Genomic DNA, 24,103 nt, shown 5'->3' with positions numbered 1-24,103 from the left:
ACGGACGCGGATGGTGCCGAAGAAGGACGCCGACCTCGAGAGGTACCGGTCGATGCGGGACTTCAGCCGCACGCCGGAGCCCTCCGGTGCACGGCCGCGCACGGACGACGAGCCGCAGGCGCGGCGGTTCGTCGTCCAGCGGCACCGCGCCCGCCGGCTGCACTACGACCTGCGGTTCGAGGTCGACGGCGTGCTCGTCAGCTGGGCCGTGCCTCGGGGTCCGACCCTGGACCCGGCCGCCCGCCGGATGGCGGTGCACGTCGAGGACCACCCGCTCGAGTACATCGACTTCGAGGGCGTCATCCCGGCCGGCGAGTACGGCGGCGGGGACGTCATCGTGTGGGACACCGGCACGTGGGTGCCGTACAAGACCGGCGACCCGCGGGCGGAGATCGCCGCGGGCGAGCTGCACGCCGAGGTGCACGGGTCCAAGCTCCGGGGCCACTTCGTGCTCGTGCGGCGCGGCGAGGCGGACGAGCGCAGCGGCAAGGAGCAGTGGCTGCTGCTGCACAAGAAGGACGAGCACGCCGTGGCCGGCTGGGACGCCGAGGACCACCCTCGCTCCGTCCTGTCCGGGAGGACGAACGACGAGGTCAAGGCCGACCCCGACCGGCTCTGGCGCTCGGACCTGCCGGCTGCGCAGGCGTCGGTCGACCTGCACCCCGAGACCTGGCCCGCGCCCACCGCCGACGATCTGGCCGCCCTCGACGACCTCGGGCCGGCAGGCACGTGGGAGGTGCACGGCCGACGTCTGAAGCTGACGAACCTCGACAAGGTGCTGTTTCCTGCGCGCGAGGGCGAGGACCCGGTGACGAAGCGCGAGCTCGTCCGGTACGCCGCGCAGATCGGGCCGGTCGTGCTGCCCTACCTGCGAGGGCGGGCGCTCAACATGCACCGGTACCCGCAGGGCGCCGGGAGCAAGGGGTTCTGGCACAAGCAGCTGCCCGACCACGCGCCCGAGTGGATCGGCCGGTGGGACAACCCCGAGGCCGACCCCGGCGAGACCACGACCTACCTCGTCGTGGACGAGCCCGCGGCGCTCGTCTGGGCCGCCAACTTCGGCGCGCTGGAGTGGCACGCGTGGACGTCCCGGACGAGCCACCCGCACCTGCCGACGTACGCCCTGATCGACCTCGACCCGGGCACCTCGACGTCGTGGGAGGACGTGCTGCTGCTGGCCCGGCTGCACCGCGACGCGTTCGAGCACCTGGGCGTCCGGGCGCAGCCCAAGCTGACGGGTCGCCGTGGGATCCAGGTGTGGGTCCCGATCGCGACCGGTCCGTCCTTCGACGAGACCCGCGCGTGGGTCGAACGGGTCTCCCGCACCGTCGGCAAGGTCGTGCCGGACCTGGTGAGCTGGCGCTGGGAGGTCCGCGAGCGCGGCGGCCAGGCCAGGCTCGACTACACGCAGAACGCGATCAACAAGACGCTCGTCGCCCCGTACAGCCCGCGGGCGGCGGCCGGGGCGCCCGTGTCGGCACCGATCACGTGGGACGAGCTCGACGAGCCGTGGCTCAGGCCCGACGCGTTCACGGTGCGCACGATCCTGGAGCGGGTCGCCGAACGGGGCGACCCCTTCCGGACCGTGCTTGCGGCGGACCAGGTGCTCCCGCCGCTGGGGTGAACGGCCCCGGGTCGGCGACGACCCGCCGCGAGCTCGGCTCGCGGCGCCACCCGAGGAACGCGGGCCGCCTCGGGTGGCCGGCCCGGCCGTGCGGGCACACCATCGAGCGAGAGGCCGTGCAGCCTGCCGGGGCCTCGCACGGTCCGCGCGGGCCGGTGAGGAGACGCGCATGAGCAACCAGAGTCCCGACCCGTGGGTGTGCGCCGAGTGCGGCAAGGAGCACCCGGTGCCGTCACTTGCCCGCGCGTGCGAGCGCCTGCACCAGCGCGAGCGGGCGCTGACAGCGAGCGCACGGCCTCGCGGGACGGCGGACGCCGGGAGCGGCGCGCGCAGGAGGTCCGTGGCATGACCGAGAGCACCGGCAGCGACCTGCCTCCCGCCCCCACGCCGGACACGTGGTCGGCTGCTGAGGCTGCCGACTGGGACCCGAACGACGAGACAACCGAGCAGCCGGCCGACAAGGGGGACGCCGAGCCGCCGGCGTGACGGCCGGGTGCGAGGTCGCGCACGCGCCCTACGCTCGGAGGAGGTCCAGCACCGGCCCCGACGAGGGCACGGGAGCGACGATGGACCAGCCGACGCGGGCCGAGACGACGAGGGCCCAGCGCGCCAGGCGCTCGCCGCCGACCGGCCGCCGCGTCGACCTGACCGGGTGGCCGATGGACGGTGACCTGCTGCCTGCCGAGTACGTCCTGCCCCTGCGCTGGCAGCGGGACGACGCGCTCGACGAGCTGACCGACTACCTCACGGACCTCGTGACGCACGTGCCGGTCACGGTGGTCGACGGCTCACCCGAGCCCCTGTTCGCCGCGCACCGGGCTGCCTGGCCGCCGAACGTCCGGCACGTGCCGCCCGCACCGTGGCCCGGGCGGAACGGGAAGGTGGCGGGTGTCATGACCGGCGTGCACCTGGCGCGGGCCGAGGCGGCGGTGATCGCGGACGACGACGTCCGCTGGACCGTGGCCGAGCTGCGTACCGCCCTGGCGCTGCTCGACGGGGCGGACGTCGTGCGTGTGCAAAACGTCTTCCGCCCGCTCCCGTGGCACGCGCGGTGGGACACCGCCCGCACCCTCGTCAACCGTGGGCTCGGCGACGACTTCCCCGGCACCCTCGTCGTCCGGCGGTCCCGGCTGCTGCATGCGGGGGGCTACGACGGGGACGTGCTGTTCGAGAACCTGGAGCTCATCCGGACAGTCGTGGCCGCCGGTGGGCGGGAGGTCCGGGCACCTGGCCTGTGCGTGGCGCGCCGGCCTCCGTCGTCGCGGACGTTCTGGTCGCAACGGGTGCGCCAGGCGTACGACAGCTTCGCCCAGCCCGCCCGGCTCGCCGCCGAGGCAGCCGTGCTCCCCGTCCTGCTCGCGGCTCTCGTCCGGCGCAGACCCGCACCCGTCGTGAGCGTCCTCGGGGCCGTGACCCTGGTCGCATGGCATGGCCGGCACCGCGCGGGTGGGGCCGGCGTCTTCCCTGCGTCCGCCGTGGCGCTGGCACCGGTGTGGCTGCTGGAGCGCGCCGTGTGCACGTGGGTGGCACTCGCGATGCGGCTCACCGGGGGCGTGCCGTACCGCGGCCGTCGGCTGGTGCGCGCGGCGTCCAGCGTCGCGGCGCTGCGACGTCGCGCCGTGCTCTGAGAGGCCCGGACGCCGCGCCGACGGTCCGGGCGTCGCGACGCTCGTGGGTCGGCGTCGCTGAGGTCTCAGCGGGTCCCGTAGACCATGACCGCGCGCTCGGTGCCGTCCGCGGCGACCACGCACCCGACGGCGGTCCCGGACTCGTTGACCGCGTTGAGCACGCTCGTGTCACCGTCGGCCTGCGGCGCCAGCGGTCGCACCTCGCCCTGCGCGTCGCGCACGAAGCCCTGCTGGTAGCCGTCCGCGAGCTGGAGGTTCCCGACGACCCGGCCGCGTCCGTTGACGTCGGCGGCCTGGGCGAACACGGTGCCGCCGCCGTCGATCGGCTCGACGGCACGCGTCGCGCCCCAGCGGACGGCCCGCACGGGTCCGGCACCGGTCTGGGTGTAGCTGTAGCCGACGACGTCGCCGCGGTCGTTGATGGCCGCCGCGAGGCTGTGACCGCCGCCGTCGCCGAGCGCACCCAGCTGGACGAGGGTGCCGTCGGGCTCCCACAGGGCGGCGCGCTGCGGCCCGGTGGCGGAGCGCACGTAGCCGACGACCTGGCCGGCCGCGTTGATGCCGGTCGCGCCGGCGTTGCCGCCGAGGTCAGGCAGGACGCGCACGGTGCCGCCGCTCCAGACGAACGCACGGGTGCGGCCCCCGTAGCTGCCCGACGTGCCGACGACGTCGCCGCGGGTGTTGAGCCCCGTCGCGTACGAGTAGGTGTCCGCGGGGTCCGCGACGCCGATGCGCACGAGGCGACGGCCGTCCCACAGCGCGGCGAGGTCGCCGTCGGTGCCGGCGACCTGGCCACGGTCGTTGATCCGCGCGGCGGCGTCGAGGCCGCCCGGCAGCGCGTACGTGCGCCCCTGCCGGTACAGGTGTGTGGTCGTGACGACGGCGCCGAGCCCGTTCACGTCGTTCGCGCACTCGTCGATGCCGAGGTCCAGGACGGCGCCCGCGTCGGACCGGGCCTGGCTCGGTGCGGCGACGCCGACCAGGCCTGCCACGAGTCCGACGGCGACGGCGACGGTGCGGATGTGCGTACGCATGTGAGCCCCCTGCACGGGCGGGACAGGTGGCGCAGCCCTGCGCGGCGCTCGGTCCCCGCTGTCGAGGCACGATGGTGGACGCCCTGCGGTCCGAACACCAACTTTCCGGGACGATTTCGCCCAGTCGGCGCAAACCGGGCACCTGCGATCTTGTCGAGGCCGCCCCGCACCCGGCAGCCATCCGACCTGCAGGACGCGCGGCCGGCGCGTGAGGACTCCCGTCAGTGCGCCGGCTCGGCCTTCCGCCGACGCGGGACCACGTGCATCACGGCCACGATCAGGGCACCCACCACGAGACCGACGAGCGCGGACCCGAGCGTGTCGACGAGCCACGCGAGCAGCCCGCCGACGCCCGGCACACCGTGCACGGCCTCCTCGAGGTGGTGCAGCACCTCGAACGGCGCGTGCCAGCCGAGCTCGTCGACGCCCGACAGCAGGATGTGCCCGCCGACCCACAGCATCGCGACGATCCCGACGGACGACAGGACCGACAGGATCTTCGGCATCGCGCGGACGAGGACCCGCCCCGTCGCGGCGACCGCCGCGTTGCTGCGACCCGCGAGGTGCAGCCCGATGTCGTCGAGCTTCACGATGAGCCCGACGACGCCGTAGACGAGTGCGGTGATCGCGAGCGCGACGATCGCGAGGATGAGCGCGCGGGACACGAACGGCTCGTCGGCGACCTCGTTGAGGGCGATCACCATGATCTCGGCCGACAGGATGAAGTCGGTGCGGATCGCGCCGCCGACCATCGTCTTCTCGGTGTCGGCCCCCTGCGTCGCCACCGGGGTCGTGGTGTGCTCCTTCGCGTGCCCGCTGACGAGCTCCCAGATCTTCTCGGCGCCCTCGTACGACAGGTACGCGCCACCGACCATGAGGATCGGGGTGAGCAGCCATGGCACGAACTGGCTGAGCAGCAGGGCCGCCGGGAGGATGAACAGCAGCTTGTTGCGCAGCGAGCCGACCGCGATGCGCCGGATGATCGGCAGCTCGCGGTCCGGCGTGAACCCGTGCACGTACCGCGGGGTCACGGCGGTGTCGTCGATGACGACGCCCGCGGCCTTCGCGCTCGCACGGCCGGCGGCCGCGGACACGTCGTCCACGGACGCGGCGGCGAGCTTCGCCAGGGCGGCGATGTCGTCGAGAAGCGCGGCGAGACCGCCTGCCATCAGAGTTCTCCCTCACGTCACGCGCGCGTCGCGCTCGGGAGATCCTGACACAGGCCGTCCCGCGACCGGGTCGGCCGACCACAGGCGCGACGGCCACGCGCCTAGGCTCGCAGCATGATCCGGCTGCGCGACGTCACCTACCTCGTCCGGGACCGCGACGAGGCGCTCGCGTTCTTCGTCGACGCCCTCGGGTTCGCCGTCCGGCAGGACGAGACGTTCGACGGCGGGTGGCGCCGGGTCGTCGTCGGACCGCCCGACGGCGGCACCGGGCTCGTGCTGGCCCTCGCCGACGAGAACGCGCCGGTCGGCGCGCAGGCAGGCCCGGACGTCGCGTTCTTCCTCGAGACGGACGACTTCGCCGCCCAGCACACGCGCATGCTCGCGCACGGCGTGCGGTTCCGGGAGGAGCCGCGGCACGAGACCTACGGAACCGTCGCGGTGTTCGAGGACCTCTACGGCGGCGCCTGGGACCTGATCCAGCCGCCGGCGCGCTGAGCCGGACGGGCACGCGCGACCTGCGGGGCGGCCCGCGCCGCACCGCTGACCGACCGGCCCGACTACTCGGGCTGGTACTTGAACGAGAGCTGGATCCGGGTGCGGTAGAGCAGCGCGCCGTCCTCGCCGACGACGACGTCCTGCTTGGTGACCTCCGCGACCCGGAGGTCGTGCAGCGATCCCGCAGCGGTGCCGATGGCCTCCGCCGCTGCCTCCTCCCAGGAGGTGGCGCTGGTGCCGATGACGTCGATCACGCGGTACACGCTCATGCTGAGCTCCCCTCGCTCGGTGCCGACGCGACCCATCGTGGTCGCGCTCGGCCGAACCAGCGACCGGACGGACGGCGCACGCGCCCACGGGCCGGGTGCGCTCGGCGACGCCCGGGGGCTCAGCCGGCCGCGACCTCGGCCGTCATCACGCAGTTGCCCTGGCCCTTGGGTCTGTCGTAGGTGAAGCCCAGCTCCTCGTACATCGTGCGTGTGGCGTTGTAGAGGAACGACGCCGAGACGCGCTTGCCCGGCTCGAGGTCGTGCGGGTACGACTCGACGAGCCCGCCGCCCGCGGCGGCGATCATCGCGAGCGCCCCACGGACCGCGACGGAGGCCATCCCCTGCCGCCGGTAGCGACGGTCGACGAACAGGCACGTGATCCGGTAGTCCGGCCGGCGGGTGGCGGTCTGCTCCCACTCCTTGCGGTGGTGGATGTTCGGCAGCTCGTCGACGGGCCCGAACTGGGCCCACGCGACCGCCTCGTCGCCGTCGAAGACCACGGCCGCGTGCGTGCGGCCCGCCTCGACGAGCCGGCGCTTGAACTCGCGGTTCCCGATCGCCCGGCGCTCCTCCTTCGGGTCGGGGTAGAGGTGGAAGTAGGTGCACCAGCACCCGCCCCAGACGCCGTTGTGCCGCTCGGCCAGGGCCGCGTACGCGTCCCACGTCGACGGACCGAGGGGTGCGATCCGGTAGCCGTCGACCGTGATGGGTGCGTCGTCCACCCCCGCGACAGTAGACCCCAGTCCGCCCCACCCGACAGACCCCATGTTGACTCGTGTCACCAGGACCAATACGGTGGCATCCGGCGAAAGCGACCTGATCAGCGCGTTCGCCCGTGCGTCGACACGGCTCCCCCGCCCGCGCTCACCGACGAGCGCCGACTGAGACCGTTCCCCCGGAGCGCTCTCGACGCGTCGACCGACGACTGACTGCATCGTGCCGCCGCCGGAGCGCACCCGCGCCCCCGGCCGGTTCCGCGCGCCCGTCGCCGACCGACGCCCGACCGTTCATGCAGCCCACCGAGAAAGTGGTGCACCTCCATGACACCAGTCCCCTCCTCCGCCCTCCGCACCCGCGCACGCCGCCTGGTGCCCCGCGCCGCGCTCGTCGCGGTCGGCCTCACCGTCGCGGCCCTCGCGGGCGCGGGCGACGCCTCGGCCGCCGCGCCGCCCACGCCGTCCGGCTGGACCCAGCAGTTCCTCGACGACTTCAACGGCGCCGCCAACACCGGGGTGAACACCTCGAGCTGGCAGTACGCGACCGGCACCGGCTATCCGGGCGGCGCGTCGAACTGGGGCACCGGCGAGATCGAGACGATGACGAGCAGCACCGCGAACGTCTACCAGGACGGCGCCGGCAACCTCGTCATCAAGCCGATCCGCAACGCCTCCGGTCAGTGGACGAGCGGCCGCATCGAGACCCAGCGCACCGACCTCGCCGCCCCCGCCGGCGGCAAGCTGCGTCTCGAGGCCCGCCTGCAGCAGCCCAACGTCAGCGGCGCCGGGGCCGCCGGGTACTGGCCCGCGTTCTGGGCGCTGGGCGCGGCCGCCCGCGGCACGGGTGCGACCGGTTGGCCGTCCATCGGCGAGATCGACGTCATGGAGGACATCAACGGCCGCAGCTCGGTGTTCGCCGCGCTGCACTGCGGCACCAACCCGGGCGGACCGTGCAACGAGACCACCGGCATCACGAGCGGTGAGCGCGCGTGCAGCGGCTGCCAGACCGGCTTCCACACGTACGCCGTGGAGCAGGACCGCAGCGTCTCGCCCGAGCAGCTGCGGTTCTACCTCGACGGCGCGAACTACTTCACGATCAACGCCAACCAGGTCGACGCGACCACCTGGAACAACGCGACGCACCACGGGTTCTTCATGATCCTCAACGTCGCGATCGGCGGCGGCTTCCCGGCCGCGTTCGGCGGCGGCCCGACGAGTGCGACCCAGTCGGGCGTGCCCATGGTCGTCGACTACGTCGCCGCGTACACCGCGGGCGGCTCGGGCGGCGGCGGTGGTGGCGGCGGCGGTGGCGGTGGCGGCGGGACCGTCACGGGCGGCTCGATCACCAACGCGAACGGCCTGTGCCTCGACAACGACGCGGCGAGCACCGCGAACGGCAACAAGATCCAGATCTGGGGCTGCAACGGCACCGTCGCCCAGAAGTGGACGTTCGTCGAGGCCGGCACGACCCTGCACGTCCAGGGCAAGTGCCTCGACATCGCCGGCGGCGGCACCGCCAACGGCACCAAGGTGCAGCTCTACGACTGCAACAACACCGCCGCGCAGGTGTGGATCCCGCGCAACGGCGGCTACTACAACCCGCAGTCGAACCGATGCCTCGACAACCCGAGCGGCTCGACGACCGCGGGCACCCAGGTCCAGATCTGGGACTGCAACGGCTCCGGCGCCCAGAAGTGGACGCTGCACAGCTGACCCGCCCGACCCGGTGCCGGGGAGCGTGACCGTCCGCTCCCCGGCGCCGGCCCGCGCGCGGCGTCCCCCGGCGCCGCGTGGTTCCGCCGGCAGAGAAGAAGGAGCAAGGCCTATGAGGAGCAGGTTGCTCGGAGCGCTGGGTGCGCTCGTCGTCGCGGCGTCCACGGCGGTCGCCGTGGCACCCGCAGCAGAGGCGGTCGGCCCCGACCGGCTGCCGTTCGTCATCACGAACTCGAGCGGCCGCACCGACGCCGTCTACGTGTACGTGCTCGGCACGAACCTGAGCACGGGTCGCCTCGGCTACGTCACCGCGGGCGGCACGTTCACGCCGTGGCCCGCGGGCGGCAACCCGCCGACCGCCGCACCCGACGTCGCGATCGCGGGGCCCGCGAACGGTGCCAGCACGACGATCCAGCTGCCGCGCGGCATCTCTGGCCGCGTGTACTTCTCGCTTGGCGAGAAGCTCAAGTTCTTCCTGACGCCCGACGGGCTCGTGCAGCCCGCGCCGTGGTCGTCGGGCGACGCGAACAAGAACATCCTGTTCGACTGGAGCGAGCTCACCTACAACGACGCCGGCCTGTGGCTGAACAGCTCGCAGGTGGACATGTTCGCGGTCCCGCACACCGTCACCGTCACCGGCGCGTCGGGCACGCGGAAGTCCGGTGAGCTGGTCGCGAACGGGCGGGACAGCACGATCAACGGGATCGCCGCGCAGAGCGGCTGGGCGAACACCGTCGTGCGCCGGTCGGACGGCACCGTGCTCCGTGTGCTCGCGCCCGGCAAGGCGGCCGGCGCGGGTCTGCTCAGCACCACGTACCTCGACTCGTACATCGCGTCCGCGTGGAGCGCGTACACGGGCAAGACGCTCACGGTCGTGCCGTTCGCCGACCAGCCGGGCACCAGGTACTACGGCCGGACGTCGGGCACCGTCATGACGTTCACGAACGGGTCCGGTGGGCAGGTCGCCCAGTTCAACCGGCCCAGCAGCGCCGACGTGTGGGGCTGCGACGGTGCCCTGCTCGCACCCAACGACACCGTGGTCGGACCGATCGCGCGCACGCTGTGCGCCGCGCTCAACCGCGGCACGCTCGGCACGGTCGACACCCAGCCCAGCACGGACGCGTCGCAGTTCTACAAGAGCAACCCCGCCAACCAGTACGCGCGGATCGTGCACCAGAACATGAAGGACGGGAAGGCGTACGCGTTCGCGTTCGACGACGTCGGCAACTTCGAGTCCCTCGTCAACGACGGCTCGCCGTCCGCCGCGGGCCTCGTGATCCAGCCGTTCACCGGCAGCAGTGGAGGCGGTGGCGACACGGGCGGTGGCGACACGGGCGGCGGGACCGCGGGGTCCATCACCAACGCCAACGGGATGTGCCTCGACAACGACGCGCAGAGCACGGCCAACGGCAACAAGATCCAGATCTGGGACTGCAACGGCACCGTCGCGCAGAAGTGGACGTTCAAGGAGGCGGGCTCGACGCTGCGGGTCCAGGGCAAGTGCCTCGACATCGCGGGCGGCGGCACCGGCAACGGCACGAAGGTCCAGCTGTACGACTGCAACGGCACGGGCGCGCAGGTCTGGCTCCCGCAGGCGAACGGGTCGTACAAGAACCCGCAGTCCGGCCGCTGCCTCGACAACCCGAGCGCGTCGACGACCAAGGGCACCCAGGTGCAGATCTGGGACTGCAACGGCACCGGCGCCCAGAGGTGGACGCTGCACAGCTGACGTGAGGCCGTCCGGCACGGGCTCCACCCCGTGCCGGACGGAGCGCCCCACCCGTCGTCGGAGACGTCCGGAAGGGGGCGACGAGCATGCGCGCGGGGCCTCGACGGTGAGCCGTCGAGGCCCCGTCGTGCGCCTCGCGGGACCGGTCGAGGGTGAGACCCGTCCACGGACTGGACGGATGACCGGGTGGGCCTCACACTTGCGCTGCTCCCCCTGATGGTCCGGCCACCGACGGCCGGGAAAGGACCCCGCGGCCGTGCTGCGCACCGTGACCTCCCACCTCTCGCTCGACGTGCGCGCCCCGCTCGAGATGCTCCTGCAGATCGCCGTCGCCGACGGGTCCTACGACCGCACCGAGCTGCTGTCGGTGCGTCACGAGGACGGCCCGCTCGACGTCGTCGAGATCAAGGGCCCGCACGGCGGCCGCACCCATCGCGTGCTCTCCCCGGCGGGTCGGGTGGTCGTCGACTACCAGGCGACCGTGACCGGGCAGGCGGACCTTCCGGCGATCGAGGACGTCGACCTCGTCGAGTACCGCCGACCCAGCCGGTACGCCGACTCCGACCGGCTGCTCGCGTTCGCGCGCGACCAGTTCGGCGGGCTGTCCGGCGCCGAGCTGCTCGACGCGGTCGTCGCGTGGGTCAGCGGGCACGTGACGTACCTGTCGGGCTCGAGCCTGCCGACGGACGGCGCGACGGACACGCTGCTCAAGCGCCGCGGCGTGTGCCGGGACTTCGCGCACCTCGTCGTCGCGCTGCTGCGCGCGAAGGACGTGTCGGCACGTCTCGCGGCCGTGTACGCGCCGGGCCTCAAGCCCATGGACTTCCACGCGGTCGCCGAGGCGTACGTCGACGGTGCGTGGCAGGTGGTCGACGCGACCCGGCTCGCGCCGCGGCCGACGTTCCTGCGCATCGCGACCGGCCGGGACGCGACGGACACGGCGTTCCTGTCCTACTACGGCGGGTCGCTGTCGATCCGGGCCATGACGGTCACCGCGGCGTACCACCACACGCTGCCGGTCGACGACGGCACGGGGGCCGTCGCGCTGCGCTGACGCCGGGCCCGACGGGGACGACGCGCACCGGCAGGTCGCTCAGCCGCCGACGGCCGCCTCCGAGCGGGCCTGCGCGTCGAGGATCTCCGGCACGTGCGTCTCGGCCCAGTCGCGCACGGCCTGCAGGGGCACCCACAGCGACCGGCCCAACGGGGTGAGCGAGTACTCGACGCGCGGCGGGCTCCCGCCGAGCGCTGCCCGGTGCACGAGCCCGTCGGTCTCCAGGGCCCGCAGCGTCTCGGTGAGGACCTTCGGCGTGATGCCCTCGATCCGGGCCTTGAGCTCGGTGAAGCGCATCGGCCCGTCGGCGAGCGCGGTGACGACGAAGACGGTCCACCGTGCGCCGATGCGGTGCAGCACCGTCCGGCTGGGGCACGTCGCGGCCATGACGTCGTAGGCCTTGCCCATGCCGGCCCCTCCCTTCGTCGCGCGGTCCCGGTTTCGTTGAAGTAACCGGTATCGAAACCATACCGTCGCTGGTGGCGGCGCCGCCGGCGGCACCCGCCGCCGATGTCCGACCCCTCGCGCCGCCGAGAGGAGACCACCATGTACCAGCACCTGCACGGTCAGCGCGTGCTCGTCGTCGGAGGCGCGCGCGACCTCGGTCTCGCGATCGCGCGAGCGGTGACGCAGGCCGGGGCCACCGCGATCATCGGGGCCCGCGACGCCGCCCGTGCCACCGCCGCGGCCGACGGGCTCGCCGGGGCCGAAGCCGTGCGGATCGACGTCGGCGACGAGGCGACCATCGCAGCGGCCCTCGACCAGGTCGGCGCCGTGGACCACGTGGTCGTGACGGCGTCGGCCCACCACAACGTGCCGGTGACCGAGCTCGACCACGCACGGACGGTCGCCGCGTTCGAGGCCAAGGTCGTCGGGCCGCTGCTCGTCGCCAAGCACGCCGCGCCGCGCCTGCCCGCGCACGGCTCGATCGTGCTGTTCTCCGGCGTGGCGGCGTGGAACCCCGCCCCGGGCTACACGGTCATGGGGATCACCAACGGCGCCGTCGCGTTCGCGGTGCAGCACCTCGCGGCCGAACTCGCGCCCGTGCGGGTCAACGCCGTGTCCCCCGGGATCGTCGACTCCGGCAGCTGGGACCGCCTCGGCGACGGCAAGGGCGCCTTCCTCGCGGGCGCGGCGGACGGCACGCTCGTCGGGCGCACCGGCACGAACGACGACGTCACGGACGCCGTCGTCTGGCTGCTCGGCGCCGGCTTCGTCAGCGGGGAGACGATCCACGTCGAGGGAGGCGCGCGGCTGCGGTAGGCGACGACGTCGCGCGGTCGGCTCAGGCGCTCTCGCGCAGCATCCGGCGGCGGCCCTCGACCTCGACGAGCTCCGCGTACGCGGCGCGGTACCCGTCGGCGGCCGGGTCCATGCGCTGCAGGCGGCCGCGCAGCTCGGCGATGTGCCGCGTGTACCCGATCTCGATGAGGCTCATGACCACGCCGCGCACGTAGTTCGGCAGGCTCTCGGGGCGGTCCTCGGGCAGCGGCGCGACGGCGAGCTCGGTGACGAGCGCCTTCACGGGCTCGGCAGCCTGCTCGGTGACGAACCCGACCCACCCGGTCGCCGCTCCCCCGGCCGCCGCCTGGACCTCGCGGGCGGCGGCCACGCCACCGGCGGCCCTCACGGCCTCGTGCACGGTGCGGTACGCGAGCGCGGCGAACGCGTCGGCGGCGAGCGCGTCGAACTCGAGAGGGACGAGCGCGGGCTGCTGCAGGACGACCTCGAGGGCGGTCCGCTCGATCTGCGCGACGGGGTCCCGGCGGTCGGGCACCGGCATGCGCGAGACGGGGACCCGCACGGGCTCGTCGCGTCCCGGGGAGCCGTCCCGGCGCGGTCCGTCGCCGCGTCCGGGCGGACCGTCGGTGCGTCCTGGTCCGCCGTCGCGGCGGGTGGGACGCTGGTCAGTGGGCCGCGACGGCGCCCTGGACGCCCCAGCGACCGCGCGCCGCACGGTGTCGAGGTCGTCGATGCCGAGCCACCCCGCGAGCAGGCGCGTGTACTCGGGCCGCAGCGCGGCGTCCCGGATGCCTGCCACGACCGGGGCGGCCGCACGCAGCGCTCCGATCCGCCCCTCGACCGTCGACAGGTCGTGCGCGGCGAGCGTGGACCTGATGACGAACTCGAACAGCGGGGTGCGCGAGCTCACGAGTGCGACCACCGCGTCGGGCCCCTTGGCCTGGCGCAGCTCGCACGGGTCCATGCCGGACCGCTCGACCGCGACGAACGTCTGCGCGGAGAACGACTGGTCCTCGCCGAACGCCCGCAGCGCGGCCTTCTGGCCCGCCGCGTCCCCGTCGAACGTGAAGATGATCTCGCCGCCGACCGACGTGCCGGACGCGAGCTGCACGCCGCTCGTCGAGCCGGAGTCGCCGAGCAGCCGGCGCACGATGCGTGCGTGGTCGGAGCCGAACGCGGTGCCGCACGTCGCGACGGCCGTCCCGATACCCGACAGGTGCATCGCCATGACGTCGGTGTAGCCCTCGACGACCACCACGCGCTTGTCGCGCTGCATGTCCCGCTTCGCGAGGTCGATGCCGTAGAGCACCTGCGACTTGCGGTACAGCGGGGTCTCGGGCGTGTTCAGGTACTTGGGGCCCTGGTCCTCGTCGAACAGGCGACGCGCGCCGAACCCGAGCGTCTCGCCGGTCACCTCGCGGATGGGCCAGACGAGCCGGCCGCGGAACCGGTCGTAGATGCCCCGCTGTCCCTGGCTGACCAGCCCGGACGCGGTGAGCTCCGCCTCGGTGAAACCGCGCCCGCGCAGGTGCCGCAGCAGCCCGTCCCAGCCCTGCGGCGCGAACCCGACGCCGAACTGCTCGGCGGCGCTGCGGTCGAACCCGCGCTCAGCGAGGAAGGCCCGGCCTGCGGCCGCACCGGGGCTGCTGAGCTGCTCGCGGTAGAACTCCTCGGCGACCCGGTGCGCGTCGAGGAGCCGGCGACGACGGCCCGGCTCCTCGCCCGTGCGCGGCGCCGCGCCGTCCTCGTAGCGCAGCTGGATGCCGACCCGGCCGGCGAGGTACTCGACGGCCTCCGCGAAGCCGAGCCCGTCGACCTTCTGGACGAACGAGATGACGTCGCCGCCCTCGCCACAGCCGAAGCAGTGGTAGCGCCCGACCTGCGGCCGGACGTGGAACGACGGGGAGCGCTCGTCGTGGAACGGGCACAGGCCCTTGAGCGAGCCGACGCCCGCCGTCTTCAGCGTGACGTGCTGGCCGACGACGTCCTCGATGCGGACGCGTTCCCGCACCGCCTCCACGTCTTCGCGCACGATGCGTCCCGCCACGCCGTGAGTCTAGGCGTCCGCAGGGGGCCGACCGGACCGGTCCGGAGGCGGGTCAGTGCCGGGGCGGGTGAACCAGGCGCGCGTGCAGGTCCGCCGCGGACACGTCCGTGAGCGAGGCCACCTGGTCGATGACGACGCGCAGCCGGGCGGCGTCGTCCGCCGCCTCGCGCCAGTCGGCCGCGAACGGCGGCTCGAGCGCGATCGGGGCTCGCTCGGACATCACGCGCACCAGGTCGGTGAGGACCTCACGCTGCCGGTGGTAGAGCGGCTCGAGCTCGCGCGGCGCCATGACGTACGCGACCGCGAGCCCCTTGAGGACCAGGATCTCGGCGGTCGTGTCGAGCGGGACCACCAGGTTCGCGGCGTACCGCGTGAGCGGACCCGGTCCGTACTGCGCGCGGGTCGCCTGCTGCGCGGCCTTGGCGAACCGGCCGATGAGCTGGCTCGTCGCGTCCTTGAGCATCGCGAGCGCGCCGCGCGACCCGTCGAACCCGGTGCTCCACAGCTGCGCGGCGACGAGCCGGTCCATCGCCGCGTGGAGTCCCGCGTCGTCGACCGTGTCGCCGTACCAGGTCTGCACCGCGTCGACCACGCGCGCACGCTCGTCCGGCCGCCCGAGCACGGACAGGTCGAGACGGCCGCCGACCACGGCGTCCTCGACGTCGTGCACCGAGTACGAGATGTCGTCGGCGAGGTCCATGACCTGCGCCTCGAGGCACTTGCGGCCGTCGGGCGCCTGCTCGCGCAGCCACGTGAACACCGGCAGGTCGTCCTCGTAGACACCGAACTTGTGCGTCGGCCGGCCGCTCGCCGCGGACACCGGGCCCTGGCCGTGCCGCCACGGGTACTTGACCGACGCGTCGAGCGACGCGCGCGTGAGGTTGAGCCCCACGGCCCGGCCGTCCGGCCCGACGACCTTCGGCTCCAGGCGGGTCAGCAGCCGCAACGTCTGCGCGTTGCCCTCGAACCCGCCGATCCCCTTGGACAGCTCCGCGAGCGCGCGCTCGCCGTTGTGGCCGAACGGCGGGTGGCCCAGGTCGTGCGCGAGGCACGCGGTGTCGACGACGTCGGGGTCGCAGCCGAGCACCTTGCCGATCTCACGGCCCACCTGGGCGACCTCGAGCGTGTGCGTGAGGCGCGTGCGGACGAAGTCGTCGGACGACGGGCCGAGCACCTGCGTCTTCGCACCGAGCCGGCGCAGGGCCGAGGAGTGCACCAGGCGGGCGCGGTCGCGTTCGAACGCGGTCCGCTCGCGCGACTTGGGGGCCTCGGGCGCCCACCGTGCCCGGTCGGCGTCGACGTAGCCGTCGATGTCGAGGGTCTCGAGGGCGGTCACGGGGTCCAGCGTAACGAGACCGCCGCCGTGCAGCGGCTGGCCCCCGCCGCCCCGACCTCGTCGGTGGGCGCGGCCGTGCACGGTGCGATCGGTGTCGACCGGTCCGGGATGCCGGACGGGTACACCCCCGAGCAGGAGGAGGCGTTCTGGGGCGCTGACGGGTCAGCCGACCGGTGCCGGCCGCCGCGGTCGCGTGCGCCGGAACCAGTCGCCGGCGAAGTCGACGAGCGCACGCACCGGCATGAGCCGCGCGTCGGCGTGCCCGACCACCCCGTGCCGCTCCCCCAGGCGGGCCGCGGCGAACGCCGCCCCGGCCTCGACGAAGTCCGCGTCGTCGACGACGGGCTCGTCGAAGGCGACCCAGCGGCGCACCCCGTCCACCAGCACGGGCGCGCCGTTGGGCACGGTCGTGACGGGCAGGCCCGAGCGGGCCTCCGCGAGGTGCAGCGACGTGTTCTTGTCGTGCCCGACGCCGAGCAGCAGCACGCGTGCGTCGAGCGCGTACAGCGCCGCGAGCGGCGAGCCCTCCCCGACCGGGTCGGCGAGGTCGTGCCGCTCCACGGCCCGGCCCGCGAGCGGCCCGACGGCGGCGAACGACCGGTGCGGGTGCGCCGAGCGGATCGCGCCCACCCTGGTGCGGACCGCGTCGGCGACCGCGCCCATCGTGCGGGTCGGCGTCCAGGCCGGGTCGTACGCGGGCAGGGCCGCGCGCACGGCGTCCCACCGGTCCGGCGGCACGCTCGGGTCCCCCAGGTACGCGGGGTCGCACAGGTGCCACGACTGGGTGGGCACGACGATCGTGCCGTTCGGGCCGAGCACCTCCTCGAGGGCCAGCACCACGGCCTGCTCGCCCCCGGCGACGGCCCCGAGCCGAGACAGGCTCGCGTGCACGAGCACCACCGACCCGGCTGCCAGACCGAGGGCCCGCAGGTCGCGGACCAGGTCCGCCTGCGTGACGAGCTCGGTCATGCCAGACGCCACACCTGCACGCCCGGACCGTCGCCGCCGACCTGCAGCCCGTCGGGGCGGATGTCGAGGACTCCGTCGCCGTACAGCCGCTCGGCGACCTCGCCAGAGAGCAGGTGCCGCGGCAGGCGCGCACCGGCCCACGGTGCCCGGGCTGCGACGACGAGCACGCGTTCGTCGGCCGTCTCGCGCAGGAACGCGAGCGCGTCGTCCTCCACGACCGCCCACCGCAGACCGCCCTCGCGCAGCGCACGGCTCGACCGGCGCAGCGCGATGAGCCCGCGGTACAGCTCGAACGTCGACGCGTCCCACCGGTCGCCGCCGCCCGCGGCGATCTGGTCCCACGGCATCGGCACTCGGCCGTGCTCGCCGTTGGTGCCGGTCGCGCCGCCCTCGTCGCCCGCGAACAACGCGGGCGTGCCCGGGTAGGTGAACAGCAGCCCGGCGGCCACGCCGACGAGCGCCCCGTCGCCGACGACGGTCCGCAGGCGCGGCGTGTCGTGCGAGCCGAGCATGTTCCACTGCCGCGCGGTGACCTTCCACGGCACCGTCGAGTCGAACTCCCGCATGGTCTCGACGACCGAGCGCCCTCCGCGGCGCGGGATCGTCGTCGGGATGCCGAGGAAGTCGAGCGTCGTGGCCGGGTCCACGAGCCACGTCCACAGCGGCTTGGTGAACGCCGAGTAGTTCATGTTGGCCTGCCAGCCGTCGCCGGACAGGTCGGGGCCAGCGTCGTGGAAGTGCTCGCTGACCAGCACGGCATCGGGGTTCGCGACCGTCATCGTCCGGCGCACCATCCGGGCGACCTCGTGCGTGAAGTCGTCCGGCCCGTACCGTCCCGTCATGTTGGCGACGTCGATGCGCCACCCGTCGAGCGAGAACGGCGGCTCGAGCCAGCGGCCGATCACGGAGTCCGGCCCGTCGACCATGCGCCTCGCCAGCGACCCGCCGCCGTAGTTGAGCTTCGGCAGCGACGGGACGTCGAGCCAGGCCGCGTAGCCGAGGTCCGTCTCCTTGTCCCAGTAGTAGAAGCCGGCCTCCTCGGAGCTCTGGTCGCGCAGCGCGTGCTGGAACCACTCGTGCGTGACGCCCGTGTGGTTCGTGGTGAAGTCGCCGACGAGCCGCATGCCGCGCGCGTGCAGCGCGGCGCTCAGCGACACCAGGGCCTTGTCGCCGCCGAGCAGCGGGTCGACGTGCGCGAAGCTCGTCGCGTCGTAGCGGTGGTTGGACCGCGACGGGAACACGGGCGTGAGGTACACGGTGTCGACGCCGAGCCGCTCGAGGTGGTCGAGGTGCTGCTCGATGCCGGGCAGGTCGCCGCCGTAGAGCTGCACCGGCGTCGACGGGCCACGGCCGATCGGCTCGTCGTCCCACTGCGCCGGCTCGGCCCAGTCCGGGAAGTCGACCGACGCCCCGGACCGCGCGAACCGGTCCGGGAAGATCTGGTAGACGACCGCGTTCGACGTCCACTCCGGCGCCGGCGGATGCACCGTGAGCCGGAAGTCCGCGGCGTCGCCCACGTCCCGGCTGTGCGTGCCGCGCCCGTTGAGCCAGCGGTACCCGCCCGGCTCGTCGAGCAGCGCGCGGTACTGCGTCACCGGGTTGTGCACCGGGATCTCCGCGACGTACCAGCGCTCGTGCTCGTCGGACCGGTCGAGGCGCGCCTCGACCATGCGCGGCTCGGCGTCCCGCACGGTGCGGACCCACACGGCCCGCTCGGTGCCGGACGCGGGGACCCGGAACCGGACCGGGACCACGTCGCCGAGCGCGGGGGTGCCGGCCGGGACGTAGAGCTCGGAGCCGTCGTGGTGCGGCTGCTCCAGCAGACTCATCCCTTCACCGACCCGGCGGTGAGGCCCGACACGATGTAGCGCTGCAGGAACTGGAACAGCAGCACGACGGGGATCGCCGCGAGCACGGCACCGGCCGCGAACACGCCCCAGTACTCGGAGAACCGCTGGCTGACGAACTGGTAGAGGCCGACAGGCAGCGTCTGGCTGTTCGGGTCCACGAGCACGACGGACGCGATGAGGAAGTCGGAGAACACCCCGACGAACGACAGCAGGCCGACGACCGCGAGGATCGGCGCGACGAGCCGCAGGATGATCGTGAAGAAGATCTGCGCGTGACTCGCGCCGTCGATCTTGGCGGCCTCGTCGAGCTCGCGCGGCACCGTGTTGAAGAACCCGTACATGAGGTACGTGTTCACGCCGAGCGCGCCGCCGAGGTACACGAGGATGAGGCCGAGGCGCGTACCGAGACCGATCGCCGGGAACACGTCCTTGAGCGTGACGAGCAGCAGGAAGATCGCGACGTACGCGAGCATCTGCGGGAACATCTGCACGAGCAGGAGCGACAGGAGCCCACCGCGCCGGCCACGGAACCGGAACCGCGAGAACGCGTACGCGGCCGCGGCGCCGATCATGACCGTGCCGAGCGCGGTGACGCTCGCGATCATCAGGGTGTTCCAGAACCACCGCGCGTAGGGGTGCACGGGGTCGGTGAGCAGGTCGACGTAGTTGTCGAACGAGATCGAGCTGAACAGCGTGTTCGACCCGGTGAGCGACCCGGTCGGGTTCAGCGACGACGAGACGACGTACAGGATCGGGATGAACGCGAACGCGAGCGCGCCCCAGGTGACGACGTGACGCCAGCCGAGCTCGCGCCACCAGCGCAGGCCGTGCGGGTTGACGTCGTTCTGGCCGGGGAGACCGACCGTGGCCTTCTTGCCCCGCCGCGTGGGAAGGGCGGTGTCGACGGCAGCCATCAGATCAGGTCCTCCAGTGCACGCGTCTTGCGGAAGGTGGCCGCCGAGATCGAGGCGACGATGGCGAAGATGAGGATCGACACGGCGCAGGCGAGGCCGTACTGCCGGTTCACGCCGCCGAACGCGAGGCGGTAGACGAACGTGATGAGGATGTCCGTCGCGCCGACGTCGACCGGCGCCGACAGGTCGTCGGGCCCGCCCTCGGTGAGCAGGTAGATCACGTTGAAGTTGTTGAAGTTGAACGCGAACGACGCGATGAGCAGCGGCGCGGTCGACACGAGCAGCAGCGGCATCGTCAGCGACCGGAACAGCCGCCACGGCTTGGCGCCGTCGATCTTGCCCGCCTCGTAGAGCTCGGACGGGATGGACTGCAGGGCACCCGTGCAGATGAGGAACATGTACGGGAACCCGAGCCACAGGTTGACCACGAGCACGGAGATCTTCGCGAGCCACGGGTCGGTCAGCCACGGGATGTGCGCGCCGCCGAGCAGCGTCTGGTTCACGAACCCGAAGTCGCGGTTGAGCATGCCCTGCCACACGAGGGCCGTGAGGAACGCCGGGAAGGCGTACGGCACGATGAGCAGCGAGCGGTAGATCTTGCGGCCGCGCACCTTCGGGTGGTTGAGCACGATCGCCATGAACAGGCCGAACGCGAACGTCGTGGCCACGGACAGGATCGCGAACGCGAACGTCCAGATGAGCACGCCGACGAACGGGCCGCGCAGCGAGGAGTCCGTGAACACGGTCGTGAAGTTGTCGAGCCCGACGCGGACCTTCCACCCGGTGCCGAGCTGGGCACCGATGGGCGACACGAACGCACCCTTGTCCTGGTCGGCGGTGTAGACGATGTCACGCGACGTGTCGGTGATCGTCTGCGCCTCCTCGTCCCACACCATCGTGGAGCCGTAGACGTAGGCGGTGGAGCCGTCGGGCGTGCGCAGGCTGCCGTCGTTCGGGTCCTGCGAGATCGGGACGCGCAGCGCGAAGACCTCGGCCTGCTGCTCGAGGATGTCGTTGAACGACAGCGTGATCCAGCCGTTCACGGACGCGACGTGACCGTTCTCGATCGGCGCGTCCACGGGGTGCAGCGGCTCCTCGGCGGTGCCCATCTGCGCGGCGCCGTCGCCGTCCACGACTGCGAACCCGAGCTGGTCGCCGTCACTGATCACCGTGAGCGGGTACGCGGGCGAGTCCGGGAGGCGCGCCTCGTTCTGCACGAGGATCGCCTCGACCGCGTCGGCCTGCGTCGAGTTGTGGCCGTCGCCGTAGTTCGTGAACGCGGTGTAGCCCGTGTAGAGCACCACGAACACCTGGTAGACGAGCAGGAACAGCAGGCCGGGCACGAGGTACTTGGCCGGCAGCATCCGCTTCGAGAAGTAGACGACGTTGACGGCGACGAGCGCGACCACGAGGAAGGCGACGATGCCCCACTGCTTCTGTGCGCCGGCCGCGAGGACGCCGTAGACGCCGAGCGCGTCGACAAGGGCGACGAGGGCGAGCTTCACCCAGAAGCCGCGGGTGATGTCCTGCCGGCCCCACCACGACGTGCGGGCCGCGCGGGCGGGTGGGGCGGACCCCGACGGGGTTCGGGTGGTGGGGCGGGTTGACGTGTCCGTCATGGGGGGTCACTCCGTGCGGGGATCGACGCTGATCAGGGGGTGCTCACGCAGTCGTGCGTGCGGTGCGCCCGGCGGCCCGGCCTCGCAACCACGCAGGGCTGCTCGGCCGGGCCACCGGTCGGAGGGATCAGGCCGCGGCGATCTTGCCCGCGATCGAGGCCGTCATCTGGTTCCACAGGGCGGCGGGGTCGCCCTGCTGGTTGACGATCGCGACCTCGGTGGCGCCCCAGTCAGCCCACACCGTGTCCATGGCGGGGATCGACGGCATCGGGACGCCCTCCTGGCCGACGGCGGCGAAGCCGGCGACGATCGGGTCGGACGAGATCTCGTTGACGGCGTCGATCAGCGCCGGGGCACGGCCGCCGGCCTTGTACAGCGCGAGCTGCACGTCGGGCGTGCCGAGGTAGTTGACGACGAACTCGTTCGCGAGGAGCGCGTTCTTCGACTTCGACGAGATGAAGAAGCCCTGCACGCCGACGAACGGCTGCGACGGCTGGCCACCGGCGGACGGCACCTTCTCGATCGAGATGTCGAGGCCGGCCTTGACGAAGTCACCCGTGTTCCAGGGGCCCGTGATCATGTACGGGGCCTTGCCGGCGAGGAACGCCTCCTTGGCGACGTCGCCCGAGATCGACGTGTTCACGACGCCCTCGGCGCCGAGCTTCGCCAGGTACGCGGCGAACGCGCGGCCCTGGTCGGAGTCGAGCGTGAGCTTGTTGGCGTCGTACGCGCCGGACGCGTCGGTGCCGAAGACGGGCGAGCCGAACGACGTCTGCAGCGGGTACATGTGGTACGGGTCGCCGGTCTTCTCGTCCTGCTGGATGAGCACCGAGTAGTCCGTGCCGGCCGCCTTCGCCTGCGCGACGAGGTCGTCGAACGTGGCGGGGGTCGCGTCCTTGACGAGCGCGTTGTTCTTGACGAGCGCGATGTTCTCGACCGAGTACGGCAGGCCGTACAGCGTGCCGTCGTAGCTCATCGCCTGCGTGGCGACGGGCAGGAAGTCCGACGCCTTGTCGCCGAGCTCGATGGGCGCGACGACGCCGTTCTGCACGAGCTTGCCGAGCCAGTCGTGCGCGCCGACGATCACGTCGGGGCCCTGACCGGCGGGGACCTGCGAGATGAAGTCGTCGCGGATGTCGCCGAAGTCCTTCTGGACGAACTTGACGGTGACGCCCTTCTCCTTCTCGAAGACCTTCGCCACCTCCTTGACCGGCCCGGACCGCGTGTCGTCGACCCAGACGGTGAGCGTGGCCTTGCTGGCGGGGGCGGACGAGCTCGCGTCGGACGACGCCTCGTCGTTCGAGCCGGCGCACGCGGCGAGCGTCAGCGCGAGGCCGACCGTCGCCGCAACGACAGGGATGCTCCGTCGCATCGTGTGTCTCCCAGTGGTACGAGGGTTGCCGGGTGCCGGCGATCCCCGCCGACCCTGGCCTGATGGCGAGGAACGTAACGTCGTTGCAACGCGCCTTGCAAGTCGTTACGGTAACTTTCAGGCAACGGTTTCAGCGGCTCGTCAGCGGTCCGCCCCAGCCACCACTGCACGACCCACTGGACGACTTAGGACGAGGAGGTCCCGTGTCCTTTACGCTGCCAACCGTGCGCACCCGTCTGACCGACCTGGCCGAGCAGGCCGGCGTCAGCACGGCCACGGTCTCGCGGGTCCTCAACGGCAAGCACGGCGTGTCGGCCCAGGCGCGACAGGCCGTGCTGGCGGCCCTCGACGTGCTCGGCTACGAGCGGCCCGAGAAGCTGCGCACCCGGTCGGCCGGCCTCGTGGGGCTCGTCGTCCCCGAGCTCTCCAACCCCGTGTTCCCCGCGTTCGCGCAGGTCATCGAGTCGATGCTCACCGAACGCGGCTACACGCCCTTGCTGTGCACGCAGTCCCCGGGCGGCACCACCGAGGACCAGTACGTCGAGATGCTGCTCGAGCACGCCGTCGACGGCATCGTGTTCGTCTCCGGCCTGCACGCCGACACGACCGCGAGCAAGGAGCGGTACCACCGGCTGCGGAGCCGCGGGATGCCCGTCGTGCTCGTCAACGGCCACGCCGAGGGCGTCGACGCGCCGAGCCTGTCGACGGACGACGCCGCCGCGCTCGACCAGGCGTTTCGGCACCTCGTCTCGCTCGGCCACCGCAGCATCGGCCTCGCGATCGGCCCCACCCGGTTCGTGCCCGCCCTGCGCAAGCAGGAGGAGTTCGCGGTCAACCTCGAGCGGCACCTCGGCATCACCGACCTCGACGGGCACGTCGTCTCGACGCTGTTCACCGTCGAGGGCGGGCAGGCCGCCGCGCTCGAGCTCATCGACAGCGGGCACACCGCGATCATCTGCGGGTCCGACCTGATGGCCCTCGGCGCCGTCCGGGCCGCCCGCTCGCGCGGGCTGTCCGTGCCCGAGGACGTGTCGATCGTCGGGTTCGACGACTCGCCGCTCATCGCGTTCACCGACCCGCCGCTCACGACCGTGCGCCAGCCCGTCGCTGCGATGGGCCACGCGGCCGTGTCCGCCCTGGTCTCCGAGATCAACGGGACACCCGCGTCGCGCACCGAGCTCAAGTTCCACCCGGAGCTCATCGTGCGCGGCTCCACCGGTGCCGCACCGGTGCCCTCGACCACCACCCAGGCGTCCGCCGTACTCTGACCGACCTGGAGCACCGCGAGCCCCCGCCGCCGCACCGCTCCGACTCGGCGACGCC

General features: G+C 72.9%; 22 protein-coding genes. 10 read left to right on the top strand and 12 right to left on the bottom strand.

Annotated elements, in window-relative coordinates:
* The first annotated feature begins 10 nt into the window (after nucleotides 1-10).
* The 4 genes from J7523_RS05025 (at nucleotide 11) to J7523_RS05010 (ending at nucleotide 3,252) form a co-directional block, all read left to right on the top strand.
* The gene (locus tag J7523_RS05025; RefSeq protein ID WP_291883069.1) at nucleotides 11-1,624 is read left to right on the top strand and encodes a DNA polymerase ligase N-terminal domain-containing protein; all 1,614 of its coding nucleotides are present in this window, start codon (nucleotides 11-13) and stop codon (nucleotides 1,622-1,624) included.
* Between the two features lie 169 nt (nucleotides 1,625-1,793).
* Entirely contained in the window at nucleotides 1,794-1,973 is a 180-nt protein-coding gene (locus J7523_RS05020; protein WP_291883066.1) for a hypothetical protein, read from the top strand.
* Nucleotides 1,970-2,110 carry a hypothetical protein gene (locus J7523_RS05015; RefSeq protein ID WP_291883062.1) on the top strand — a complete coding sequence of 47 codons (141 nt, stop codon included), beginning with the start codon at nucleotides 1,970-1,972 and terminating at the stop codon, nucleotides 2,108-2,110. Before J7523_RS05020 ends, J7523_RS05015 begins: the two co-directional genes overlap by 4 nt.
* An 80-nt stretch (nucleotides 2,111-2,190) precedes the next feature.
* Nucleotides 2,191-3,252, top strand: a complete 1,062-nt coding sequence (locus J7523_RS05010; RefSeq protein WP_291883060.1) for a glycosyltransferase family 2 protein — start codon at nucleotides 2,191-2,193, stop codon at nucleotides 3,250-3,252.
* A 65-nt stretch (nucleotides 3,253-3,317) separates the two neighbouring features.
* Here J7523_RS05010 and J7523_RS05005 read toward each other — a convergent pair whose 3' ends face one another.
* Together J7523_RS05005 and J7523_RS05000 are read right to left on the bottom strand one after the other, a co-directional pair.
* Nucleotides 3,318-4,286, bottom strand: coding sequence for a hypothetical protein (locus J7523_RS05005; protein ID WP_291883057.1), 969 nt, complete (start codon nucleotides 4,284-4,286; stop codon nucleotides 3,318-3,320).
* 221 nt (nucleotides 4,287-4,507) lie between these two features.
* Nucleotides 4,508-5,455, bottom strand: a complete 948-nt coding sequence (locus tag J7523_RS05000) for a DUF808 domain-containing protein (RefSeq protein WP_291883054.1) — start codon at nucleotides 5,453-5,455, stop codon at nucleotides 4,508-4,510.
* 114 nt (nucleotides 5,456-5,569) lie between these two features.
* Here J7523_RS05000 and J7523_RS04995 point away from each other — a divergent pair, with 114 nt between their 5' ends.
* The gene (locus tag J7523_RS04995; RefSeq protein ID WP_291883051.1) at nucleotides 5,570-5,950 is read left to right on the top strand and encodes a VOC family protein; all 381 of its coding nucleotides are present in this window, start codon (nucleotides 5,570-5,572) and stop codon (nucleotides 5,948-5,950) included.
* Nucleotides 5,951-6,012: 62 nt separating this feature from the next.
* Here the strand turns inward: J7523_RS04995 and J7523_RS04990 are convergent, their stop codons facing one another.
* Both J7523_RS04990 and J7523_RS04985 read right to left on the bottom strand, forming a co-directional pair.
* Nucleotides 6,013-6,219 (bottom strand): dodecin domain-containing protein, encoded by a 207-nt coding sequence (locus J7523_RS04990; protein WP_291883048.1) that lies wholly within the window; start codon nucleotides 6,217-6,219, stop codon nucleotides 6,013-6,015.
* 119 nt (nucleotides 6,220-6,338) lie between these two features.
* Nucleotides 6,339-6,941 carry a GNAT family N-acetyltransferase gene (locus J7523_RS04985; RefSeq protein ID WP_291883045.1) on the bottom strand — a complete coding sequence of 201 codons (603 nt, stop codon included), beginning with the start codon at nucleotides 6,939-6,941 and terminating at the stop codon, nucleotides 6,339-6,341.
* A 318-nt stretch (nucleotides 6,942-7,259) separates the two neighbouring features.
* Between J7523_RS04985 and J7523_RS04980 the strand changes: the two genes are divergently transcribed.
* From J7523_RS04980 to J7523_RS04970, 3 genes are all read left to right on the top strand, one after another.
* Entirely contained in the window at nucleotides 7,260-8,648 is a 1,389-nt protein-coding gene (locus J7523_RS04980; RefSeq protein WP_291883043.1) for a ricin-type beta-trefoil lectin domain protein, read from the top strand.
* A gap of 112 nt (nucleotides 8,649-8,760) precedes the next feature.
* Nucleotides 8,761-10,377 (top strand): beta-1,3-glucanase family protein, encoded by a 1,617-nt coding sequence (locus tag J7523_RS04975; RefSeq protein ID WP_291883039.1) that lies wholly within the window; start codon nucleotides 8,761-8,763, stop codon nucleotides 10,375-10,377.
* A gap of 256 nt (nucleotides 10,378-10,633) precedes the next feature.
* Nucleotides 10,634-11,431: a transglutaminase-like domain-containing protein gene (locus tag J7523_RS04970; protein WP_291883036.1), complete on the top strand. Its 798-nt coding sequence runs from the start codon at nucleotides 10,634-10,636 to the stop codon at nucleotides 11,429-11,431.
* Between the two features lie 39 nt (nucleotides 11,432-11,470).
* On the opposite strand, the gene J7523_RS04965 is transcribed toward J7523_RS04970, so the two are convergent.
* The gene (locus tag J7523_RS04965; protein ID WP_291883032.1) at nucleotides 11,471-11,839 is read right to left on the bottom strand and encodes a helix-turn-helix domain-containing protein; all 369 of its coding nucleotides are present in this window, start codon (nucleotides 11,837-11,839) and stop codon (nucleotides 11,471-11,473) included.
* Nucleotides 11,840-11,977: 138 nt separating this feature from the next.
* Here J7523_RS04965 and J7523_RS04960 point away from each other — a divergent pair, with 138 nt between their 5' ends.
* Nucleotides 11,978-12,694 carry an SDR family oxidoreductase gene (locus J7523_RS04960; RefSeq protein ID WP_291883030.1) on the top strand — a complete coding sequence of 239 codons (717 nt, stop codon included), beginning with the start codon at nucleotides 11,978-11,980 and terminating at the stop codon, nucleotides 12,692-12,694.
* A gap of 22 nt (nucleotides 12,695-12,716) precedes the next feature.
* Here the strand turns inward: J7523_RS04960 and dnaG are convergent, their stop codons facing one another.
* From dnaG to J7523_RS04925, 7 genes are all read right to left on the bottom strand, one after another.
* On the bottom strand, nucleotides 12,717-14,720 hold the full coding sequence (dnaG, locus tag J7523_RS04955; RefSeq protein WP_291883029.1) for a DNA primase: 2,004 nt from the start codon (nucleotides 14,718-14,720) through the stop codon (nucleotides 12,717-12,719).
* A gap of 52 nt (nucleotides 14,721-14,772) precedes the next feature.
* Nucleotides 14,773-16,056 (bottom strand): deoxyguanosinetriphosphate triphosphohydrolase, encoded by a 1,284-nt coding sequence (locus J7523_RS04950; protein WP_291883027.1) that lies wholly within the window; start codon nucleotides 16,054-16,056, stop codon nucleotides 14,773-14,775.
* 162 nt (nucleotides 16,057-16,218) lie between these two features.
* Complete coding sequence (locus J7523_RS04945) at nucleotides 16,219-17,025, bottom strand: AAC(3) family N-acetyltransferase (protein WP_291883023.1); 807 nt, start codon at nucleotides 17,023-17,025, stop codon at nucleotides 16,219-16,221.
* Nucleotides 17,022-18,854 (bottom strand): glycoside hydrolase family 13 protein, encoded by a 1,833-nt coding sequence (locus J7523_RS04940; protein WP_291883020.1) that lies wholly within the window; start codon nucleotides 18,852-18,854, stop codon nucleotides 17,022-17,024. Before J7523_RS04940 ends, J7523_RS04945 begins: the two co-directional genes overlap by 4 nt.
* Nucleotides 18,851-19,789 carry a sugar ABC transporter permease gene (locus tag J7523_RS04935; RefSeq protein ID WP_291883017.1) on the bottom strand — a complete coding sequence of 313 codons (939 nt, stop codon included), beginning with the start codon at nucleotides 19,787-19,789 and terminating at the stop codon, nucleotides 18,851-18,853. Before J7523_RS04935 ends, J7523_RS04940 begins: the two co-directional genes overlap by 4 nt.
* A complete protein-coding gene (locus J7523_RS04930) occupies nucleotides 19,789-21,408 on the bottom strand; it encodes an ABC transporter permease subunit (protein ID WP_291883014.1) in 1,620 nt (539 codons plus the stop codon). The genes J7523_RS04935 and J7523_RS04930 overlap by 1 nt, the downstream gene beginning before the upstream one ends.
* Nucleotides 21,409-21,535: 127 nt before the next feature.
* A complete protein-coding gene (locus J7523_RS04925; protein ID WP_291883011.1) occupies nucleotides 21,536-22,780 on the bottom strand; it encodes a maltose ABC transporter substrate-binding protein in 1,245 nt (414 codons plus the stop codon).
* Between the two features lie 224 nt (nucleotides 22,781-23,004).
* Here J7523_RS04925 and J7523_RS04920 point away from each other — a divergent pair, with 224 nt between their 5' ends.
* Nucleotides 23,005-24,048, top strand: coding sequence for a LacI family DNA-binding transcriptional regulator (locus J7523_RS04920; RefSeq protein ID WP_291883008.1), 1,044 nt, complete (start codon nucleotides 23,005-23,007; stop codon nucleotides 24,046-24,048).
* Nucleotides 24,049-24,103: the final 55 nt, after the last annotated feature.

The organism is Cellulomonas sp. (assembly GCF_017744555.1).
Classification (GTDB): domain Bacteria; phylum Actinomycetota; class Actinomycetes; order Actinomycetales; family Cellulomonadaceae; genus Cellulomonas.
The sequence above is the reverse complement of the archived record's forward strand: the minus strand, read 5'-3'. Positions and strand labels throughout refer to the sequence as shown.